At 70.0% G+C, this 15,534-nt stretch carries 14 protein-coding genes; 3 read left to right on the top strand and 11 right to left on the bottom strand.

Annotated features, from left to right (window positions below):
* Positions 1–75: 75 nt before the first annotated feature.
* Both ACN6LB_RS39090 and ACN6LB_RS39085 read right to left on the bottom strand, forming a co-directional pair.
* Positions 76–1,545 (bottom strand): PP2C family protein-serine/threonine phosphatase, encoded by a 1,470-nt coding sequence (locus tag ACN6LB_RS39090; protein ID WP_445030022.1) that lies wholly within the window; start codon positions 1,543–1,545, stop codon positions 76–78.
* Positions 1,546–1,891: 346 nt separating this feature from the next.
* Positions 1,892–2,578 (bottom strand): TetR/AcrR family transcriptional regulator, encoded by a 687-nt coding sequence (locus tag ACN6LB_RS39085; protein ID WP_445030021.1) that lies wholly within the window; start codon positions 2,576–2,578, stop codon positions 1,892–1,894.
* A gap of 175 nt (positions 2,579–2,753) precedes the next feature.
* On the opposite strand from ACN6LB_RS39085, the gene ACN6LB_RS39080 reads away from it, so the two are divergent.
* Positions 2,754–3,824: a medium chain dehydrogenase/reductase family protein gene (locus tag ACN6LB_RS39080; protein WP_445030020.1), complete on the top strand. Its 1,071-nt coding sequence runs from the start codon at positions 2,754–2,756 to the stop codon at positions 3,822–3,824.
* Between the two features lie 4 nt (positions 3,825–3,828).
* Here ACN6LB_RS39080 and ACN6LB_RS39075 read toward each other — a convergent pair whose 3' ends face one another.
* Positions 3,829–5,016 carry an MFS transporter gene (locus ACN6LB_RS39075; protein ID WP_445030019.1) on the bottom strand — a complete coding sequence of 396 codons (1,188 nt, stop codon included), beginning with the start codon at positions 5,014–5,016 and terminating at the stop codon, positions 3,829–3,831.
* A gap of 54 nt (positions 5,017–5,070) precedes the next feature.
* On the opposite strand from ACN6LB_RS39075, the gene ACN6LB_RS39070 reads away from it, so the two are divergent.
* Positions 5,071–5,826, top strand: a complete 756-nt coding sequence (locus tag ACN6LB_RS39070; RefSeq protein ID WP_445030018.1) for an AraC family transcriptional regulator — start codon at positions 5,071–5,073, stop codon at positions 5,824–5,826.
* 85 nt (positions 5,827–5,911) lie between these two features.
* Here ACN6LB_RS39070 and ACN6LB_RS39065 read toward each other — a convergent pair whose 3' ends face one another.
* The 8 genes from ACN6LB_RS39065 to ACN6LB_RS39030 form a co-directional block, all read right to left on the bottom strand.
* On the bottom strand, positions 5,912–6,277 hold the full coding sequence (locus tag ACN6LB_RS39065; RefSeq protein ID WP_356145508.1) for a hypothetical protein: 366 nt from the start codon (positions 6,275–6,277) through the stop codon (positions 5,912–5,914).
* Positions 6,278–6,339: 62 nt separating this feature from the next.
* Complete coding sequence (locus ACN6LB_RS39060; RefSeq protein WP_445030017.1) at positions 6,340–7,089, bottom strand: glycine betaine ABC transporter substrate-binding protein; 750 nt, start codon at positions 7,087–7,089, stop codon at positions 6,340–6,342.
* A 119-nt stretch (positions 7,090–7,208) separates the two neighbouring features.
* Complete coding sequence (locus ACN6LB_RS39055; RefSeq protein WP_445030016.1) at positions 7,209–7,850, bottom strand: hypothetical protein; 642 nt, start codon at positions 7,848–7,850, stop codon at positions 7,209–7,211.
* 375 nt (positions 7,851–8,225) lie between these two features.
* Positions 8,226–9,239, bottom strand: coding sequence for a Gfo/Idh/MocA family protein (locus tag ACN6LB_RS39050; protein WP_445030015.1), 1,014 nt, complete (start codon positions 9,237–9,239; stop codon positions 8,226–8,228).
* A 60-nt stretch (positions 9,240–9,299) separates the two neighbouring features.
* A complete protein-coding gene (locus tag ACN6LB_RS39045) occupies positions 9,300–10,397 on the bottom strand; it encodes a baeRF3 domain-containing protein (RefSeq protein WP_356145499.1) in 1,098 nt (365 codons plus the stop codon).
* An 86-nt stretch (positions 10,398–10,483) separates the two neighbouring features.
* On the bottom strand, positions 10,484–12,052 hold the full coding sequence (locus tag ACN6LB_RS39040; protein ID WP_445030014.1) for an FMN-binding glutamate synthase family protein: 1,569 nt from the start codon (positions 12,050–12,052) through the stop codon (positions 10,484–10,486).
* A 68-nt stretch (positions 12,053–12,120) separates the two neighbouring features.
* Positions 12,121–12,654 (bottom strand): DUF4232 domain-containing protein, encoded by a 534-nt coding sequence (locus tag ACN6LB_RS39035; RefSeq protein ID WP_445030013.1) that lies wholly within the window; start codon positions 12,652–12,654, stop codon positions 12,121–12,123.
* A 172-nt stretch (positions 12,655–12,826) separates the two neighbouring features.
* Entirely contained in the window at positions 12,827–14,410 is a 1,584-nt protein-coding gene (locus tag ACN6LB_RS39030) for an alpha/beta hydrolase (RefSeq protein WP_445030012.1), read from the bottom strand.
* Positions 14,411–14,762: 352 nt separating this feature from the next.
* Here ACN6LB_RS39030 and ACN6LB_RS39025 point away from each other — a divergent pair, with 352 nt between their 5' ends.
* Positions 14,763–15,446, top strand: a complete 684-nt coding sequence (locus ACN6LB_RS39025) for a chaplin (RefSeq protein ID WP_445030011.1) — start codon at positions 14,763–14,765, stop codon at positions 15,444–15,446.
* The last annotated feature ends 88 nt before the right edge of the window (positions 15,447–15,534 follow it).

Genomic DNA, 15,534 nt, shown 5'->3' with positions numbered 1-15,534 from the left:
GCGGGTCAACCGCAAGTCATCGAAGCAGTCGTCGGCACCAGGTCGCCGGCGATCGGCACCAGGTCGTCGGCAGCGTCAGGAGCCGACCCTGGCCACGAGCACGCAGGCGTCGTCCTCGCGCTCGTACTCGCCGAACTCCTCGACCACTGTCCGTACGCAGTCCTGGGCCGTGCGGGCCTCGTCGAAGCGCGGGGCCAGATCGAGCAGCCTTTGGACGGCGGCCGTTCCTGCGTCACTCCCGGCTTCGTCCGAGCGGGGGGCTCCCCACGGCCGGGGCACCAGACCGTCGGTGTGCAGGAGCAGCAGGTCGCCTTCCTCAAGGCTCTCCTCGGCCTGCCCGTAGACGGCACCGGAGGTCGCTCCGAGCAGCACACCCTCCGGCGCCGGCAGCACGCGCCCCGCCCCGTTGCGGAACAGCAGCGGGGCGGGGTGTCCGGCCTGCGCCCAGCTGAGGGTGCGGGTCTCGGGCCGGTAGCGGCAGCAGACCGCACTGCCGAGGGCGGGTTGGACGGAGGCGTCGAGTAACTGGTTCAGCCACGCCATGAGCTGGCCGGGGTGAGTGCCCGCCACGGCCATGCCGCGCAGCGCGCCGAGCAGCATCGCCATGCCCGACGTGACGGCGACTCCGTGACCGGTGAGGTCGCCCACGCTCAACAGCGAGTCACCGTCCGGGAGTTCGAGTGCGTCGTACCAGTCGCCGCCGATCAGCGCGCTGCTGGACGACGGCAGATAGCGGGCGGCGAGGTCCAGTGTCCCGGAACCCCGCTGCGGGAACCGCAGGGAGCCGCGCCACGGCGGCAACACGGCCTCCTGCAGCTCGACCGCGAGCCGGTGCTCGGTCTGCGCGATGTGCCGGTGGCGTTGCAGCGAGTCACGGGTCTCGCTCACCGTCCGCTGGCTGCGGCGCAGTTCGCTGACGTCCCGCAGTACGGCCCACATCGAGGCGGTGCTGCCGTCGGCGTCGAGCACGGGCTCGCCCATCATGTGCACGGTCCGTACGCCTCCGTCGGGACGCCGGATGCGGAACTCGCCGTCGATGGGCTTCGCGTCGATGAGACAGTCCGTGACCATGGCCGTCAGCATCGGGCGGTCCTCGTCGTGCACCAGCGAGGGCAGTTCGTCGAGGGTGAGCGGGGGAGCGGCGGGGTCGCGGCCGAGGATCTGGTACAGCTCCCCGGACCAACTCGCCTCGTCCGTCAGCAGATTCCACTCGGCGCTGCCGACCCGACTCAGCAGTGAGCCGTGCCGGGATGCGGCCGGCACGGTTCGGGTGGCGGGTCCGGCTGCGGGGTGGACGGGCACGGGTGGCGGTCCGTCCCGCAATTGCGCCAAGTGTTCGTCCAGGTCGTTGAGTTGATGCACCGCCAGATCGCAGAGCGCGCGCTGCCAGCGCCCGTGCGGGTCCGCGTCGCCGTCGACGGGAGCGTCACGCCGTACGGCGTCCACCTCGCCGCGCAGCCGCCGCGTCTGCGAGATGAGCGCGTCGACCGAGCCGCGCGGGGGCGGCTGAGCGGCTGGGCGGTCCGCAGAGAGATGGGACGGCATGACGTACTCCGATGCGGGGACGGTACGACCAAGGCTGAAGGAAGGACCGTTACGACTGTTGCACAGCCTGCGACGCCCTGTAAGGGATTTGGCAACACCCGATGCGGGGGTGCATCTGGCATATGCCGTAGTCCTCTCGGGCGACTCGACCGGGTCCAATTCGGTACGTGCCTGAAGCGGTCAAGTCGTAGACGGCGTACGTGATTTGACGGCCTACAGGGGTAGGTGCGCCCGTCCTTCAATCTACTGTTCGACGGCCGTGCGTGCGAGCCCCTGCGATCAAGAAGTGAGGCAGGCTCGACGGCGGCCTGATGTCCCTCCTCGGAAGTCCGATATCCGCTCGCCCTCAGTCGGTGAGCGAGCGGATGAAGTCGTGCAGGTCGGCTGCGTAGAGCGGGGCGGGATCGATGCCCATCGAGGTGAAGTTGCCCTCGATCTCCAGGCTCACCAGGCCGTGCAGATGGGCCCAGAGCAGGGTGCTGCGTGAGGCGACCGCCGCGGACACGTGCTCGACGTCGCGGCGCTTCATCCACGCGTGGAACTGGTCTGCCGAGTCGTCCGGGACCGGCGGGCCCGGCCGGGTCAGGGCGGCGGCCACGTTCAGTACGACGTTCATGGCCGGCTGGGAGGCCTCGACCAGGCGCGTGGACTGGGCGTCGTAGCCGGGCAGGGGCGCCCTGAACAACAGGCGATAGCGGTGCGGCTCTGCCAGTGCCCAGTCGCGGTAGGCCTGGGCGACCGCGGTCAGGCGTGCGGTCGCGTCTCCTGCGACCTCGTCGGCCGCGCGGCCGAGGGTGGCCGCCAGCTCGCCGTACGCGTCGATGACCAGCTCGGTGAGCAGGCTGTCGCGGTTGGCGAAGTAGCGGTAGAGCGCGGGGCCGGTCATGCCCAGCTGCTTGGCGATGGCGTTGAGGGACAGGGCCTCCGGGCCGCCGGTGGCCAGTTGCTGGAGTGCCGCCGTCTTGACCTCCTGTCGTACCTGCGCGCGGAACCGATCGCGCGGGCCCGTCCCGGTCCGGCTGTCTGTGGCCACTTCATCGCCTTCTTCGTCTGCTCGGAGTCTGTCGGTGTGCGCTGGTGTCCAGCCCTTGACGTATCGAATATAGAGGAGCAAGCTTTAGTTAGAACCTATCACGAACACATGAAGCACTAACGAATTGAGTGCCTACGGGTGCTGCGCTTACCGATATGAAGGAGCTCTGACCGTCATGGACACCGAGACCGTCGCGGACGTGGTGACCGAAGTCGTCCTCCCGGGCGTCGTGGAGCCGTCCGGTCTGGAGATCCGGGTCCGTCCCGCCCCGCAGCCGACGGCCGGGGAGGTCGTACTGGGCCTGGAGGCGTCAGGTGTGTCCTTCGCCGAGCAGCAGATGCGTCGCGGCAAGTACTACGACCAGCCACCGTTCCCCTTTGTGCCCGGCTACGACCTGGTCGGCGTCGTACTGCGGGTGGGCGTGGGCGTGGACACCGCGCTGATCGGCCGCCGCTTCGCCGCGCTGACCAAGGTGGGCGGCTGGGCCGGTCAGGTCGTTCTGCCCGTCGCAGGCCTCGTCGAGGTCCCTGGAGAACTGGACGCGGCCGACGCCGAGACGGTCGTGGTCAACGGCATCACCGCCTGGCAGATGCTGCACCGCATCTCCAAGGTCCGCGCCGGGCAGACCGTGCTGGTCCACGGGGCCAACGGCGGCGTGGGCTCCACTCTGGTGCAACTGGCCACCCACGCCGGAATCCGCGTCATCGGGACCGCCTCACCGCGCCATCACGACGCGGTGCGCTCACTCGGCGCGACACCGCTCGACTATCGTGCGGCCGATCTGCCCGCCAGGGTGCGGGAGTTGGCACCCGACGGTGTCGACGCCGTGTTCGACCACGTCGGAGGCGATGGAATCGTCGACTCCTTCCGCCTTCTGAAGCGGGGCGGCACGCTCGTCTCCTACGGCACCGCGGCCACCAAGAACGACGTCGGGTCCTCCCGTCTGCCGGTCCTCAAGCTCATCGGACGGCTCTTCCTCTGGAAGCTTCTGCCCAACGGCCGCCGGACGCACTTCTACAACATCTGGGCGGGCAAGCGGCGTTCCGACGCCTTCCACGACCGTCTGCGTACCGACCTCGGCCGCGTGTTCGCCCTGCTCGCCGACGGCACCATCACTGCGCAGGTCGCGGCCCGAATCCCGCTGAGCCAGGCGGCCGAAGCGATGCGGCTGGCCGAGTCCGGCACCGTCACCGGCAAGGTGATCCTTGTCCCGGACCCGGCGCAGGGTGGATCCGACGCTTCGTGACGGATCACCGGGGCGTCGCAGGCTCACTCGCCTCCTGGCCGAGCGAGGGCGAGAACCCTCGGGCGGGCTCGGGCAACACGCGGAACAGCAGCCAGCTCAGGGCCGGCATGAGGATCAGCGGTGCCAGAGCGGTGCGCAGGGACGTGGCGTCGGCGAGGCTGCCGATGAGGGGGCTGACCAGACCGCCGATGCTGACGGTCAGGCCCAGGGTGATGCCGCCGGCGGTGCCGACGCGTGTGGGCAGGTAGTCCTGTGCGAGCGTGACCTGGAGGGAGAACGGGACGTAGAGGCCGGCGGAGGTGAGCGCCACGAACAGGTACAGCGCCGGGCCGGGTACGGCCACCACGCCCGCGGTGGATCCGATCGTGAGCAGGTAGGACCAGCGGGACACGGTGACCCGGCCCCACCGGTTGGCCAGTTGGCCGCCCAGGACGGAACCCACCGCGCCGCCGGCGTAGAGCACGAACAGCGCCGCGGTGCCCGCTGCAGCGCTGCCGCCCATGCGCTCCTCGGCGTACAGCGAGATGAAGGTGCTCAGGCCGACGAAGATGACCGACCGGCAGACCACCGCCAGGGACAGCTTCACGAAGGACGCCCTGTCGTCACGCCCGACCGTGACCGCCGTACCGGAGCCGGCGGACCGCTGTCTCTCCAGCGCGCGCAGCACCGGCAGGCACAGCACGCTGCCGGCGAGAGCCGGAACCACCAGCAGCGGTGTCAGGCGAAGGCCACCGGTCGCGACGACGGCGGCCACCATGAGGGGGGCCGCGGCGAAACCGACGTTGCCGCCCAACGAGAACCAGCCCATCGCACCGTGGCTGCCGCCGCTCGCGAGCCGGGCGACCCGGGCGGACTCGGGGTGGTAGGCGGCCACGCCGATCCCGGACAGCGCCACGCACGCCAGCGTCAGCGGGTAGGAGCCGCTGACACCGCTCAGTGCGATGCCCAGACCGCCGAGGACTGTGCTCAGCGGGAGCAGCCAGGGCATGGCCCAGCGGTCGGTGAGCACACCGAACACAGGTTGCACCACGGAGGACAGCAGAGATGCGGCGAGCACGATGCCCGAGACCGCGGCGTAGCTGTAGGCCCGCTCGGCGACGAAGTACGGGACGAGGGACGCCACGGCGCCCTGGTAGATGTCGACGCAGCCATGCCCGATCGACAACAGAGTGATTGCTGAATTCCTTGCCACATCGCCATGGTCATCGCCGCGTGAGGTGTCGCGCTTTCGATAAACTGCCAATCAATGACGCAGATCCGCCATCAGCCGGTCGCGCCGACACGTACCCAGTGGCTGGCGTCCGGTGCCGCGATAGACGCCCACCGGCACGACGACCACCAGATCGTCTACGCCGGCCGCGGAGTGCTGGGCGTCACCACCGACGCGGGCTCCTGGGTCGCGCCGGGTACCCGCGCCATCTGGGTACCGGCCGGTACCGTGCATGCCCATCAGGCACACGGCGAACTCGAACTGCACCTGATCGGCCTTCCCCCGGGCGACAATCCGCTCGGATTGGACGAGCCGACGGTGCTGTCCGTCGGGCCGCTGCTGCGAGAGCTGATCCTTGCCCACACTCGCACCCCTGACGACGGCAGCCCCGAACGCGCCCGTCTGCGGGCCGTGTTGCTCGACCAGTTGCGGGCTTCCCCGCAGCAGCCCCTGCACCTGCCCGAGCCGACCGTCCCGCAACTCCGCGCACTGTGCGAGATCCTGCGCGCCGATCCGGCCGACAACCGTACGCTCGCCGCGCTCGGCAGAGAGACCGGGGCGAGCGACCGCACACTGTCCCGCCTCTTCAACAGCGACCTCGGCATGACCTTCCCGCAGTGGCGCACGCAGCTACGCCTCCACCACGCCCTGGTCCTGCTGGCCGAGGACACGCCGGTGACCACTGTGGCGCACCTGTGCGGCTGGTCGTCCGCCAGCGCGTTCATCGACGTCTTCCGCCGTACCTTCGGCCATACCCCAGGCACTCACCGGCCGAGGGATCGAGCGAGATGAGGGCCGGCACCGCAACTGCCCGAGGCGACGAAGGGTCCGCGGGCCGCTTCGTGCAGCGGTCCGCGGACCCGGGGACACGCCGTCCTCAGCCGATGTAGAGCTGGTAAGTGGCGCCGTTGCTGGTGTCGTTCGCCGAGATGAGCCGGGGCTCCCACCGCCATCCGGTGCTGGGCTTGCGGTGGTGGAACTCGACCGACTGCCCGGCGATCCACCAGTAGCCCGCCGCCGTGGTGCAGCCCTTCGGCGCGATCTCCCAGAACTGCGAGCCGCCCCAGTCGCCGTACTGGTTCTCGCCGACGAAGAAGAACTTCACCGTCTCGGAAGAGCCGCTGCAGACCTTGAGCTGTACGTACTTGGTGCCGGCGTAGGCCGTCCCCGGAACCGCCAGGCTGCCGAAGAGGGCACTTGCGAGCAGTGTCGCCGTGGCGACTTTGCGCTTGAGACTGCGCACGGAACTACCACCGTTCTTGGGAATGGGGATGGGGTCCGACGGATCGGATCGGTCGGAGGGGGTCAATGCAGGAGACCCTGGGAACGCAGCCAGGTCCGGGCTGCTTTTCCGGGAGCCTCGCCCGCGTCGACGGAAGAAGTGAGCGCGGCCAACTGGCCTGTGGTCAGCGCTGTGTTGACGCGAGCAAGAGCTGCCCTGCCCGTCGCGTCCACGGCAGGGGCGCTGATGAGGGGGAAGACGTGTTCGGGCGGGATGACGGACTCGGGATCCGTCAGCACGACCAGGCCGTCCCGAGCGATCGCGGGGTCGGTGCCGCGCAACACCAGCACGTCCGCTGTACCCGACGTCCCGGCAGAGGAGAGAGTGGCGTCGTACGCCTTCTTCAGGGACGCGGCGGACGGCGCGTCGGGATCACGGGAGGCGTTGCCGCCAAGAGTCAGGCGACCGCCGGCCCTGCCGAGGTCGGCGAGGCTGCGCAGGGCGTGGCGCTTGGCCGTGGTCTTGGTGACCGCGAGGACGATCCCGCGCTGCGCCCCGGCAGGCGGCAGTGCCACGATCCCAGGGGGCAGCGCCATGCTCAGCGTCGCCTCCATGTTCCCGGGCATGGTCTGACCGCCCGGCAACGCGCGCAGCATCGTGCTCTCGTAAGCGGGCGCGATGCCGATCCTGCCCGCCACCACGGCTTCGGCGGTATCGGCGGGGGAGGCGTACGTGGCCCTCGCCGTCCGCACCTCCTGTCCTGCAGCGGTGAGGAGTTCGCCGTAGAGCGCCGCCACGACCCGGCTCTCCGTGGAGGTGTCGGTACCGATCACGGTCGGCCCTTGACGGTCCGCGTGACCGCTGTACGTGCCTCCCGCACGCCCCTCGGCGCAGCCGGAGAGGAAGAAGAGCGAGCAGACGGCGAAAGCGACGATACGGAGCGGTGGCCGGTTCAGCAGTGCGCGCCGATTTCGGCGGACGTCATCGCCCGGTCCTTGAAATTGACGTAGCCGTAGCTGGGATTGTCCTTGTTGAACCCGGACTGCTGGAAGTCGTAGAGGTACCAGACGAAGTGGTCGTAGTACTTGTCCTTGAACTGGATTTCCCACCAGCCCTTGGCCTGCTGCTTGGACGTTCCGCGCTCGAGCCACCCGACACTTCGAGGCGAGATGTTGATGGTGTTGGACTCGGTGTCGGTGTGGGAGTTCTCCCAGCTGTGGCTGTAACTGGTCTCGACGGAGGCCTCGAAGACCAGCGAGAACTTATAGGTCGCCGAGACGGAGACGCCGATCGTGTTGCCGGCGGTGGTCGTGTCCGACCAGTCGATCCGGTGCTGGTTGGTATTGCTCCCGCAGTTGTACGCGGTGCTGCCGACCTGGTGTTTCGGGCCGGTGTAACCCCAGTAGCTCTGCGGGTGGAACTTGCACAGGCTGGCCCAGTTGCAGGCCTTCAGGAGTTCGGCCTGTGTCGGACTGCCGGCAGCGAACGCCTGCGGGGCCACCAGCAGCGAGGCGCCCATGGTCAGGGCGGCGAGGGTTCCGGCCGTGCGGGAAAAACGCCTGATCGATCCGTTCCTGCGATGCCTGAATACCATTGTCCGCTCCAAGAGGGGGGTGAATTTCGGAGGATGGCCCTTCGGCTGCGCATAACTATCGGGCGAGAATCATGTGCCGGTCAAGAGAGAATAAGAAAAGGGTGAGGATTTTTTCGGGCGCAAGGTAATTTCGGAAATGCGAATGCGCACTGTCCGGAACCCTGATTCTCTCTGGATTGCGGCAGCGTTAATTTTATGGAATTACTGCGGAATGCCTATGGGACGCTTGCGGGCTCAATAGTGGGGGACGGCGTCGGCGGCTGAATCGGTGTCGACCGCTCCACGATCCTCCCAGCCCTCCCTCAGGGTTTGATCAGAACCGGATCAGAGGCGGATCACAACTCGCAGCGGCCGTGCCGGCGCCGGCGCGACCGGTCAGCCGTACAGATGCGGGCGCGGGGCGAGTTCGACGGTCACCCGGCCGCCGGATTCCTGCGCCCGGACGCCGGCCTCGGCCACGGCGGACGCCGCGTAGCCGTCCCAGACGCTGGGGCCGGTGACCCTGCCCTGCCGGGTGGCGTCCGCCCAGGCCTGGACCTCGCGGTCGTAGGCGTCCGCGAACCTTACGAGGTAGTCCTGCGCCACTTCCTCGCACGCACCGCCGGCCCCGGTCACCACCATGGCGTGCTCGTCCCCGATCCGCGCGGTGCCCGACTCGCAGACCGCCTCGCACCGCACCTGGTAACCGAAGCCGGAGTTGACGAAGACCTCCACATCCACCAGGGCGCCGCGCTCGGTCTCGAAGAGCACGAACTGCGGGTCGATCAGCCCCTGCGGGGCGTTTGTCGACGAGGTCGGACGCAGCACGGTCACCGCCGTCAGCTCCTGGTTCAGCAGCCAGCGCGCCGCATCGATCTCGTGCGCGACCGAGCTGTTGACCAGCATCGCGGTGGTGAACCCGGGTGGCGACGACACGTTGCGGTGCGTGCAGTGGAGCATCAGTGGCCGCCCCAACCGCCCGCTGTCCAGCAGGGACTTCAGGCGCACGTACTCGGCGTCGTAGTGGCGCATGAAGCCGACCTGCGCCAGCCGCCGCCCGAGCCGCGCCTCGGCCTCGACCACCCGCAGGGCGCCCGCGGACTCCGGCACCATCGGCTTCTCGCACAGCACGGGCAGCCCGCGGGCGAAGGCGCCGAGCAGCGCCTCCTCGTGCGCGGGGCCGGGGGAAGCGATCAACACCGCCCGGACGCCGGGAGCGTCGAGTGCGGCCGACACCTCGGTGCGGACCGAGACGTCTTCGATGCCCGCCACGGCGTCCTTGGCCCGCTCGGCCTCGGGATCGGCCACAGCGGCAACCCTGGCGCCGCTCACCACCTGGTCGATCCGCCGTATATGGTCCGCGCCCATGTGTCCGGCACCCAGGACTGCCACACCCAACAGCTCGCTCACGCGTCCCGCACCTCTCCGCCGCCAACTCGGTTCCTGTGATCCGATTGTCGGCCGGAAAGATCAGTAACGCAGTACCCCGGCGATGCCTTTCGCGTCCGCGAGGCTGCCGTCCGGGACGAAACGGACCTCGGCGCCGGTCTCCAGGCATCGTTCGACGATCTCGTCGACGATGTCCTCGCGGGCGTCCAGATCGCCGCTCTCGGCCGGTACGAGATGCTCGCCGCCGTCGTCGCGCACGGTGACCCGGTAGTTCTCCTCGACGGCGAGCAGCCGGACCCGGCCGTCGGTCGCGTGCTGCCACACCTCGTCGACACCGGCGGCGAACTCCCTTCGGCCGCGCGCCGATTCGAGTTGCCGTGCCACCGCGTCGACGTTCTTCCGGTCCTCGGCCAGGACCACGGGTCGGACCGTCTGCCACACCGCGTCGGGGGTGGCGTGCGCCAGGCCGCCGTGCGGGATGTGGAACGCCTGCTTGGCGACCGTTCCGACCTCGTCCAGAGCCGAGAGCGCCGCTGTCTCGCCGGTGACGTAGAGCGGCCGGGGATGCTCGCGCAGGACGGCGCCCATGGCGGTGTCGGCCTCGCGCAGGAACTGGCGGGTGTGTTCGGCGCGGAAGGTGCTGGCGAGGTCGCCGACGCGTTCCTGGCGCTCGGCGTCCGGGTCCTCAAGGCTCCGGGCGAGCGGGAAACCCGCGAGGTGCTCCTCCACGACGCGGTCGGTGCCGCCGTTCCACAGCGTGACCCGGTCGGCCGAGACCGCGAGGACCCAGAACGGGCGCTCGGAAGCCTGTGCGGCGACGAGATTGCGGGTCAGGAAGGTGTCGGAGAGAACCACCCGCTCGGGCACCGTACGGGCCAGCGACCAGACCTGGTGCTCGCCCGGCGCCGCGAAGATGACCAGGCCTTCCTCGGCATGCGCCAGATCCACCTCGGCGAGCGCCAGGTCGAGCTGTTCGACGAGGTCCGTCCGCCGCTCGCGGGTGACCGCCGGGTCGGCCTGCAGCTGCTTCTTGGCCTCGGCCACCACATTGCGCAGCCGGACCGGATCCTGGGCGTTGTCGGGCTCTCGGCGGTGGGTCGGCGTCAGCACGGACACCGCGGGGTAGGGCCGCGGCCGACGCAGCTCGGTGAGGGTTGCGGTACTCAGAGCATGCTCCATACGTGCACGATAGGACCGATTTGCCCGCAGGGCACTTGGAGCAGTGCGCCCGGCGCCGAGCAGGCCGACGAGAAGCAGGCCGAGGGTCAGAACGTGTCCGGGTCCGCCGCCGCCCAGTCCACGTCCCACGCCCGGGGCGGTTCACCGAGCAGGACGCCGGGCGCGAGCCACTCGTACAGCTCGGCGTAGGACTCGACGGTCGTCGGGTCCGTACGGCGGCGCAGCAGCTCGGGGCCGAGCTCGCGCGGGTCCCGTACGCCCATCGCGGCCATGATCTGCGTGGCGCTGCGGACCGTCGCCCGCTGGTAGCGATGGACGCGTTGGGCCTTGTCGGCCACGACCAGGGCACGGACCCGGCGCGGGTCCTGCGTCGTGACGCCGACCGGGCAGGTGTTGGTGTGGCAGCGCTGGGTCTGGAGGCACCCGAGGGCGAACATCATCGCCCGCGCCGCGTTCGTGTAGTCCGCGCCCTGCACGAGCCGTTTCACGATGTCCGCGCCGGTGGCGACCTTCCCGCCGGCGCCGATCCGGATCCGGTCCCGCAGTCCGGTGCCGACCAGCGCGTTGTGCACGGTGACCAGACCCTCTGTGAGTGGTGTGCCCAGGTGGTCGGCGAACTCCAGCGGCGCCGCTCCTGTGCCGCCCTCCGATCCGTCGACCACGATGAAGTCGGGCGTGACGTCCTCCGCGAGCATCGCCTTGCACACGGCCAGGAACTGGCGGCGCGAACCCACGCACAGCTTGAAGCCGGTCGGCTTGCCGCCCGCCAGCTCCCGCATGCGCGCGATGAAGAGCACCAGTTCACGCGGGGTGGAGAAGACCCGGTGATACGGCGGCGAGACGACGGTCTCACCCTCCGGAACATCCCGGGCCCGGGCGATCTCCGTGTTCACCTTGGCGCCCGGCAACACCCCGCCGATGCCGGGCTTCGCCCCCTGGGAGATCTTCAGCGACACGCACTTGACCTCCGGCAGTGCGGCCTTGTCGGTGAACTCCCGCGCCTCGAAGTCGCCGTCGGAGGTGCGGCAGCCGAAGTACCCGGTACCGATCTCCCAGATCAGGTCGCCGCCGGCGCGCAGGTGGTACTCCGACAGACCGCCCTCCCCGGTGTCGTGCGCGAAACCGCCCAGCGCCGCCCCCTTGTTGAGCGCCAGGATCGCGTTCGAGGACAGCGCTCCGAAGCTCATCGCGGAGACGTTCAGCAGAGCCATGTCGTAGGGCTGGGTGCAGTGGGGTCCTCCGACACGGACCCTCGGGGGCTCGTCCGGCACCGCGACCGGGGTCATCGAGGGCACCAGGAACTCGTGTCCGCCCGCGTACACGTCCTGCTCGGTGCCGAACGGCTCCTCGGCCTCGACTCCCTTGGCCCGCTCGTACACGATGCTGCGCACATCGCGGTCGAACGGGCGCCCGTCGTAGTTCCGCTCGACGAAGTACTGCTGCAGCTCCGGGCGCAGCGCCTCCATCAGGAAGCGGAGATGGCCGAGGAGCGGATAGTTCCGCAGCACCGAGTGCCGGCGCTGCAACAGGTCCCACCCGCCGAGGCCGGTCAGCAACAGCAGTACGCCCGCCGCGAACCACCACCAGGGCGAGACGGCGCAGACCAGGACCAGCGCCCCGGCGGCGCCGAGGGCGACGAGCAGCAGTACGACCATCCGACGCACACCCCGAGTCAAACCCATGGCGAAGGTTTGGGCGAGAGGGAGTGATCGGGGCGCCGCTCTCAGGACGGCAGCTGGACCCCCTTGGCGAGCGCCTTGTCCGCGGCGGCCTGGGACGGCTTCCACCAGGTCGTCACCGGCTCCCAGACGAGGACGGCGCGACCGGCGCCCAGCTGCCGAGCGGTGAAGGAGCGCCCGAAACGGGACGGGTCGGGGGAGACGCCGATCGAGGCCACCCGGCGGGCCTCGGGGTCGGCCGGGTCGGCGATGGTGCGGACGGAGGCGTACGCGGCCTTCCCCGCGCCGATCCGGTACGGGCCGCTGTCCCCGGCGGGCACCGGCAGGGCAGCGCCGTCGAGGTCCCCGAAGGTGACGGTGGGGATGCGGTCCACGGTGCACACCCGGGTGCCGCGGTTGGTGACGCTGAGGTGCACCACCCGGGTGTCCTTGGCCACGTGGGCCCGCACGGTGAGGGACTTCTGCGCACACGGGGCCGGCCGCGTGGCGGCAGCGCCGCTCTGGGGCGCCCCGAGGAGCAGGGCGGTGGCGGCGGTGAGGACGGTGGTGGAAAGAGCGAGGACGAGTCGGATGCGCATCGGTGGTTCCCCCTGGGTTCGGTCACGTACGGCTGCGGCGTGCGCGGGGCGACGCCTGCCCAGTGTGACGGCCGGGGAGTGCGGGAGGTTGTACCTGATCTGCCCGTGTTGTCGACCTGTATCCGTTCCGTCATCACACCCGGCAGGAGTCCGGTGGACCTGGGCCCCCGGCTCAGTCGTCCGAGACGCAGGAACTGCCGCTGGGCGGCAGGGAGCCGTACAGCAGGAAGTCGTCGACCTTGCGGTGCACGCACTTGGAGGACGCGTACCCCGTGTGACCCTCGCCCTTGTTGTCGAGCACGACGGCGGAGGAGCCGAGTCGCCGGGCGGTCTCCACGGTCCAGCGGTACGGCGTCGCGGGGTCGCCACGTGTGCCGACGAGGAGCATCTTCGCGGTGTCGAGGTCGCGCACCTTCTCCCGGATGAAGTCCGTCCCCTTGGGCCGGCCGTAGCACATCAGCACCTCGGTGAGCCGGTACTGGCCGAAGACCGGTGACGCCTGCTCGTACTCGGCGCGCAGCGCGTCGAGGTCCTCGGTGACCCGGCCGGCGGTCGGGCGGTCGGGATCGTCCGCGCAGTTGATCGCCACCAGCGCGGCGGGAAGGTTGTCGACCGGAACGTCCTGTGCGTCCACGAGCCCGCCGTCCCCCTCCCTCGGCGCCGCAGCGCTCCGGCGGGTGCCCGGCAGCAAGGCGCCTCCCGACAACTGAAGAAGACCGCGGGTGTCGCCGTCCTGGACGAGGGAGGAGAGGGCCTGTTCGAGAGTGGGCCACAACTGCTCGCTGTAGAGCGCCTGTCCGATGGAGCCCACGAGGTCCTGGCCGGAGAACTGCTGCCCGAAGTCCGTCGGGACCGGGTCCTCGTCCAGGGAGTCGACCAGTTGGACGACCTGCTGCCGTGCGGTGCGCGGATCCTGGCCGAACGGACAGGCCACGTCCTTGGTGCACCAGGTGAGAAAGTCCTCCAGAGCGGTCTGCTGGCCCTCGGCGCCCACCAGCCCCTGCTCGGTGAGGGGTTCGGTGAGGGTGTCGACGCCGTCGAGCACCATCCGGCCCACCTTCTTGGGGAACTGCGCCGCGTACACGGCGCCCAGGCGCGTGCCGTAGGAGAAACCGAGGTAGTTGAGCTTCTTGTCGCCGAGCGCCCGGCGCATCACTTCCATGTCCCGCGCGGCGTCGACCGTACCGATGTGGGCCAGGACCGGTCCCGAGTGCTTCGCGCACGCGGCGGCGGCCTTCTGCAACGCCTTGAGTGTGGCCTGCGGATCACTGACGTCCGCGGTCGCGTCCGCCGTGTCCGAGGCCTCGTCCGCGCCCTCGCCGCAGCTCACGGGGGAGGACCGGCCGACACCGCGGGGATCGAAGGTGACCACGTCGTAGCCGTTAGTCAGCCCCATGAAGTCCTTGCCGCCGCCGGCGAGTTCGCTGATTCCGGCACCGCCCGGGCCGCCGAAGTTCAGCAGCACCGAACCTCGCGACTTCCCGGTCGCCCGGTAACGGGCCAGTGCCACGTCGAGCGTTCCGTCGCCCGGTTTCGCGTAGTCGAGGGGGACCTTCACCTTCGCGCACTGCAGATCCTTGGGCATCTCCTCGCCCCGGCACGCCGACCACGTGATCTTCTGGTGGTAGAAGCGGGACAGATCCGGGCCATCGCCGTCGGCGGTGGCCCCGGTGGCCGCCGGGAGACCGGCCCCCAGCAGGGCCAGCGTCGCAGTCGCGGCTCCGAGCAGCGCGCAGCGTGTGTGCGTGGACAGCATCAAGGCCTCCAGGGACGCCCGACCGCGGACCGCAGGGCCTTTCTCGATCCACCGACGGGGATACCCCCTGGATCACGATAGGCGGGCATCCGGGGCCACGCCTCTGGGCGGGCGGGACGGGCCGATGTCCCTTACTCTCCGCGCCGGCGGAGCGGGAGCGGGCGTGCCGGCCCGTCGGCTCGCACGCGCCGACCGCAGGGCTGACCCGCCCGAACTGCATCCTTTTCTGTCAGTTCGATAACCGTGACACTCGATGGAGTGAAAGCCCTATAAGCCATAACTCGGATGGTTCTTCCGCGTTTTATCCGGTGCGGGTAAGTGCCCGCGACCATGTCTGGAAGGCAGGGAACCTATGAAACGGGTTACCCGAAATGGTTTGTTCGTCCTGGTCGCCGCCTCAGGGGCGGTGGCCGCGACGATGCCGGTGTACGCCGACTCCGCCGCGGACGGCGGCACGGCGGGCTCACCCGGGCTGATCTCCGGAAACACCATCCAGCTCCCGGTGCACGTGCCCGTCAACGTGTGCGGGAACACCGTGAACGTGGTCGGGCTCCTCGACCCGGCCGCGGGCAACACCTGCGCCAACACCGGCGGCGGCACGGGCCGCAAGCAGTCGCACGGCGGTACGGCGGCCAACGGCGGCGGCGCCTCCGCACAGGGCGGCGCGGAGCATTCGCCCGGCGTGCTCTCCGGCAACGGAGTCCAACTCCCGGTGCGGCTTCCGGTGAACGTGAGCGGCAACTCGGTGAACGTGGCCGGCATCGGCAACGCGGCCGTGGGCAACGAGTCCACGAACGCCTCCACACCCGGCGTGCACCCTCACCACCCCGCTACGCCCCCGAAGCCCCGGCCGCCGCACAGGCACACCGCGAAGCCGCCGCGCCCCGTCGCCGCGCCGCCCGCTGGATCCTCCCTCGCCCACACGGGCGCCGACCAGACCCTGCCCGCCGTCACCGGGAGCGCCGCGCTGCTGCTGGGCGGAGCGCTCCTCTACCGGCGCTTCCGCCCCGCCCGGCACGCCGAGCCGACCCGGTGATCAGGCACGTCGAGTCGACGTGAGCTTCCACCGTTGGTGCTGTCCGGCACAGGCGAAGGCCCCGTCCGATCCGGGAGAACGTGGATCG

The organism is Streptomyces sp. SAS_270 (assembly GCF_052543295.1).
Note: the sequence above shows the minus strand (reverse complement) of the source record. Positions and strands in the feature narration are given on the sequence as shown.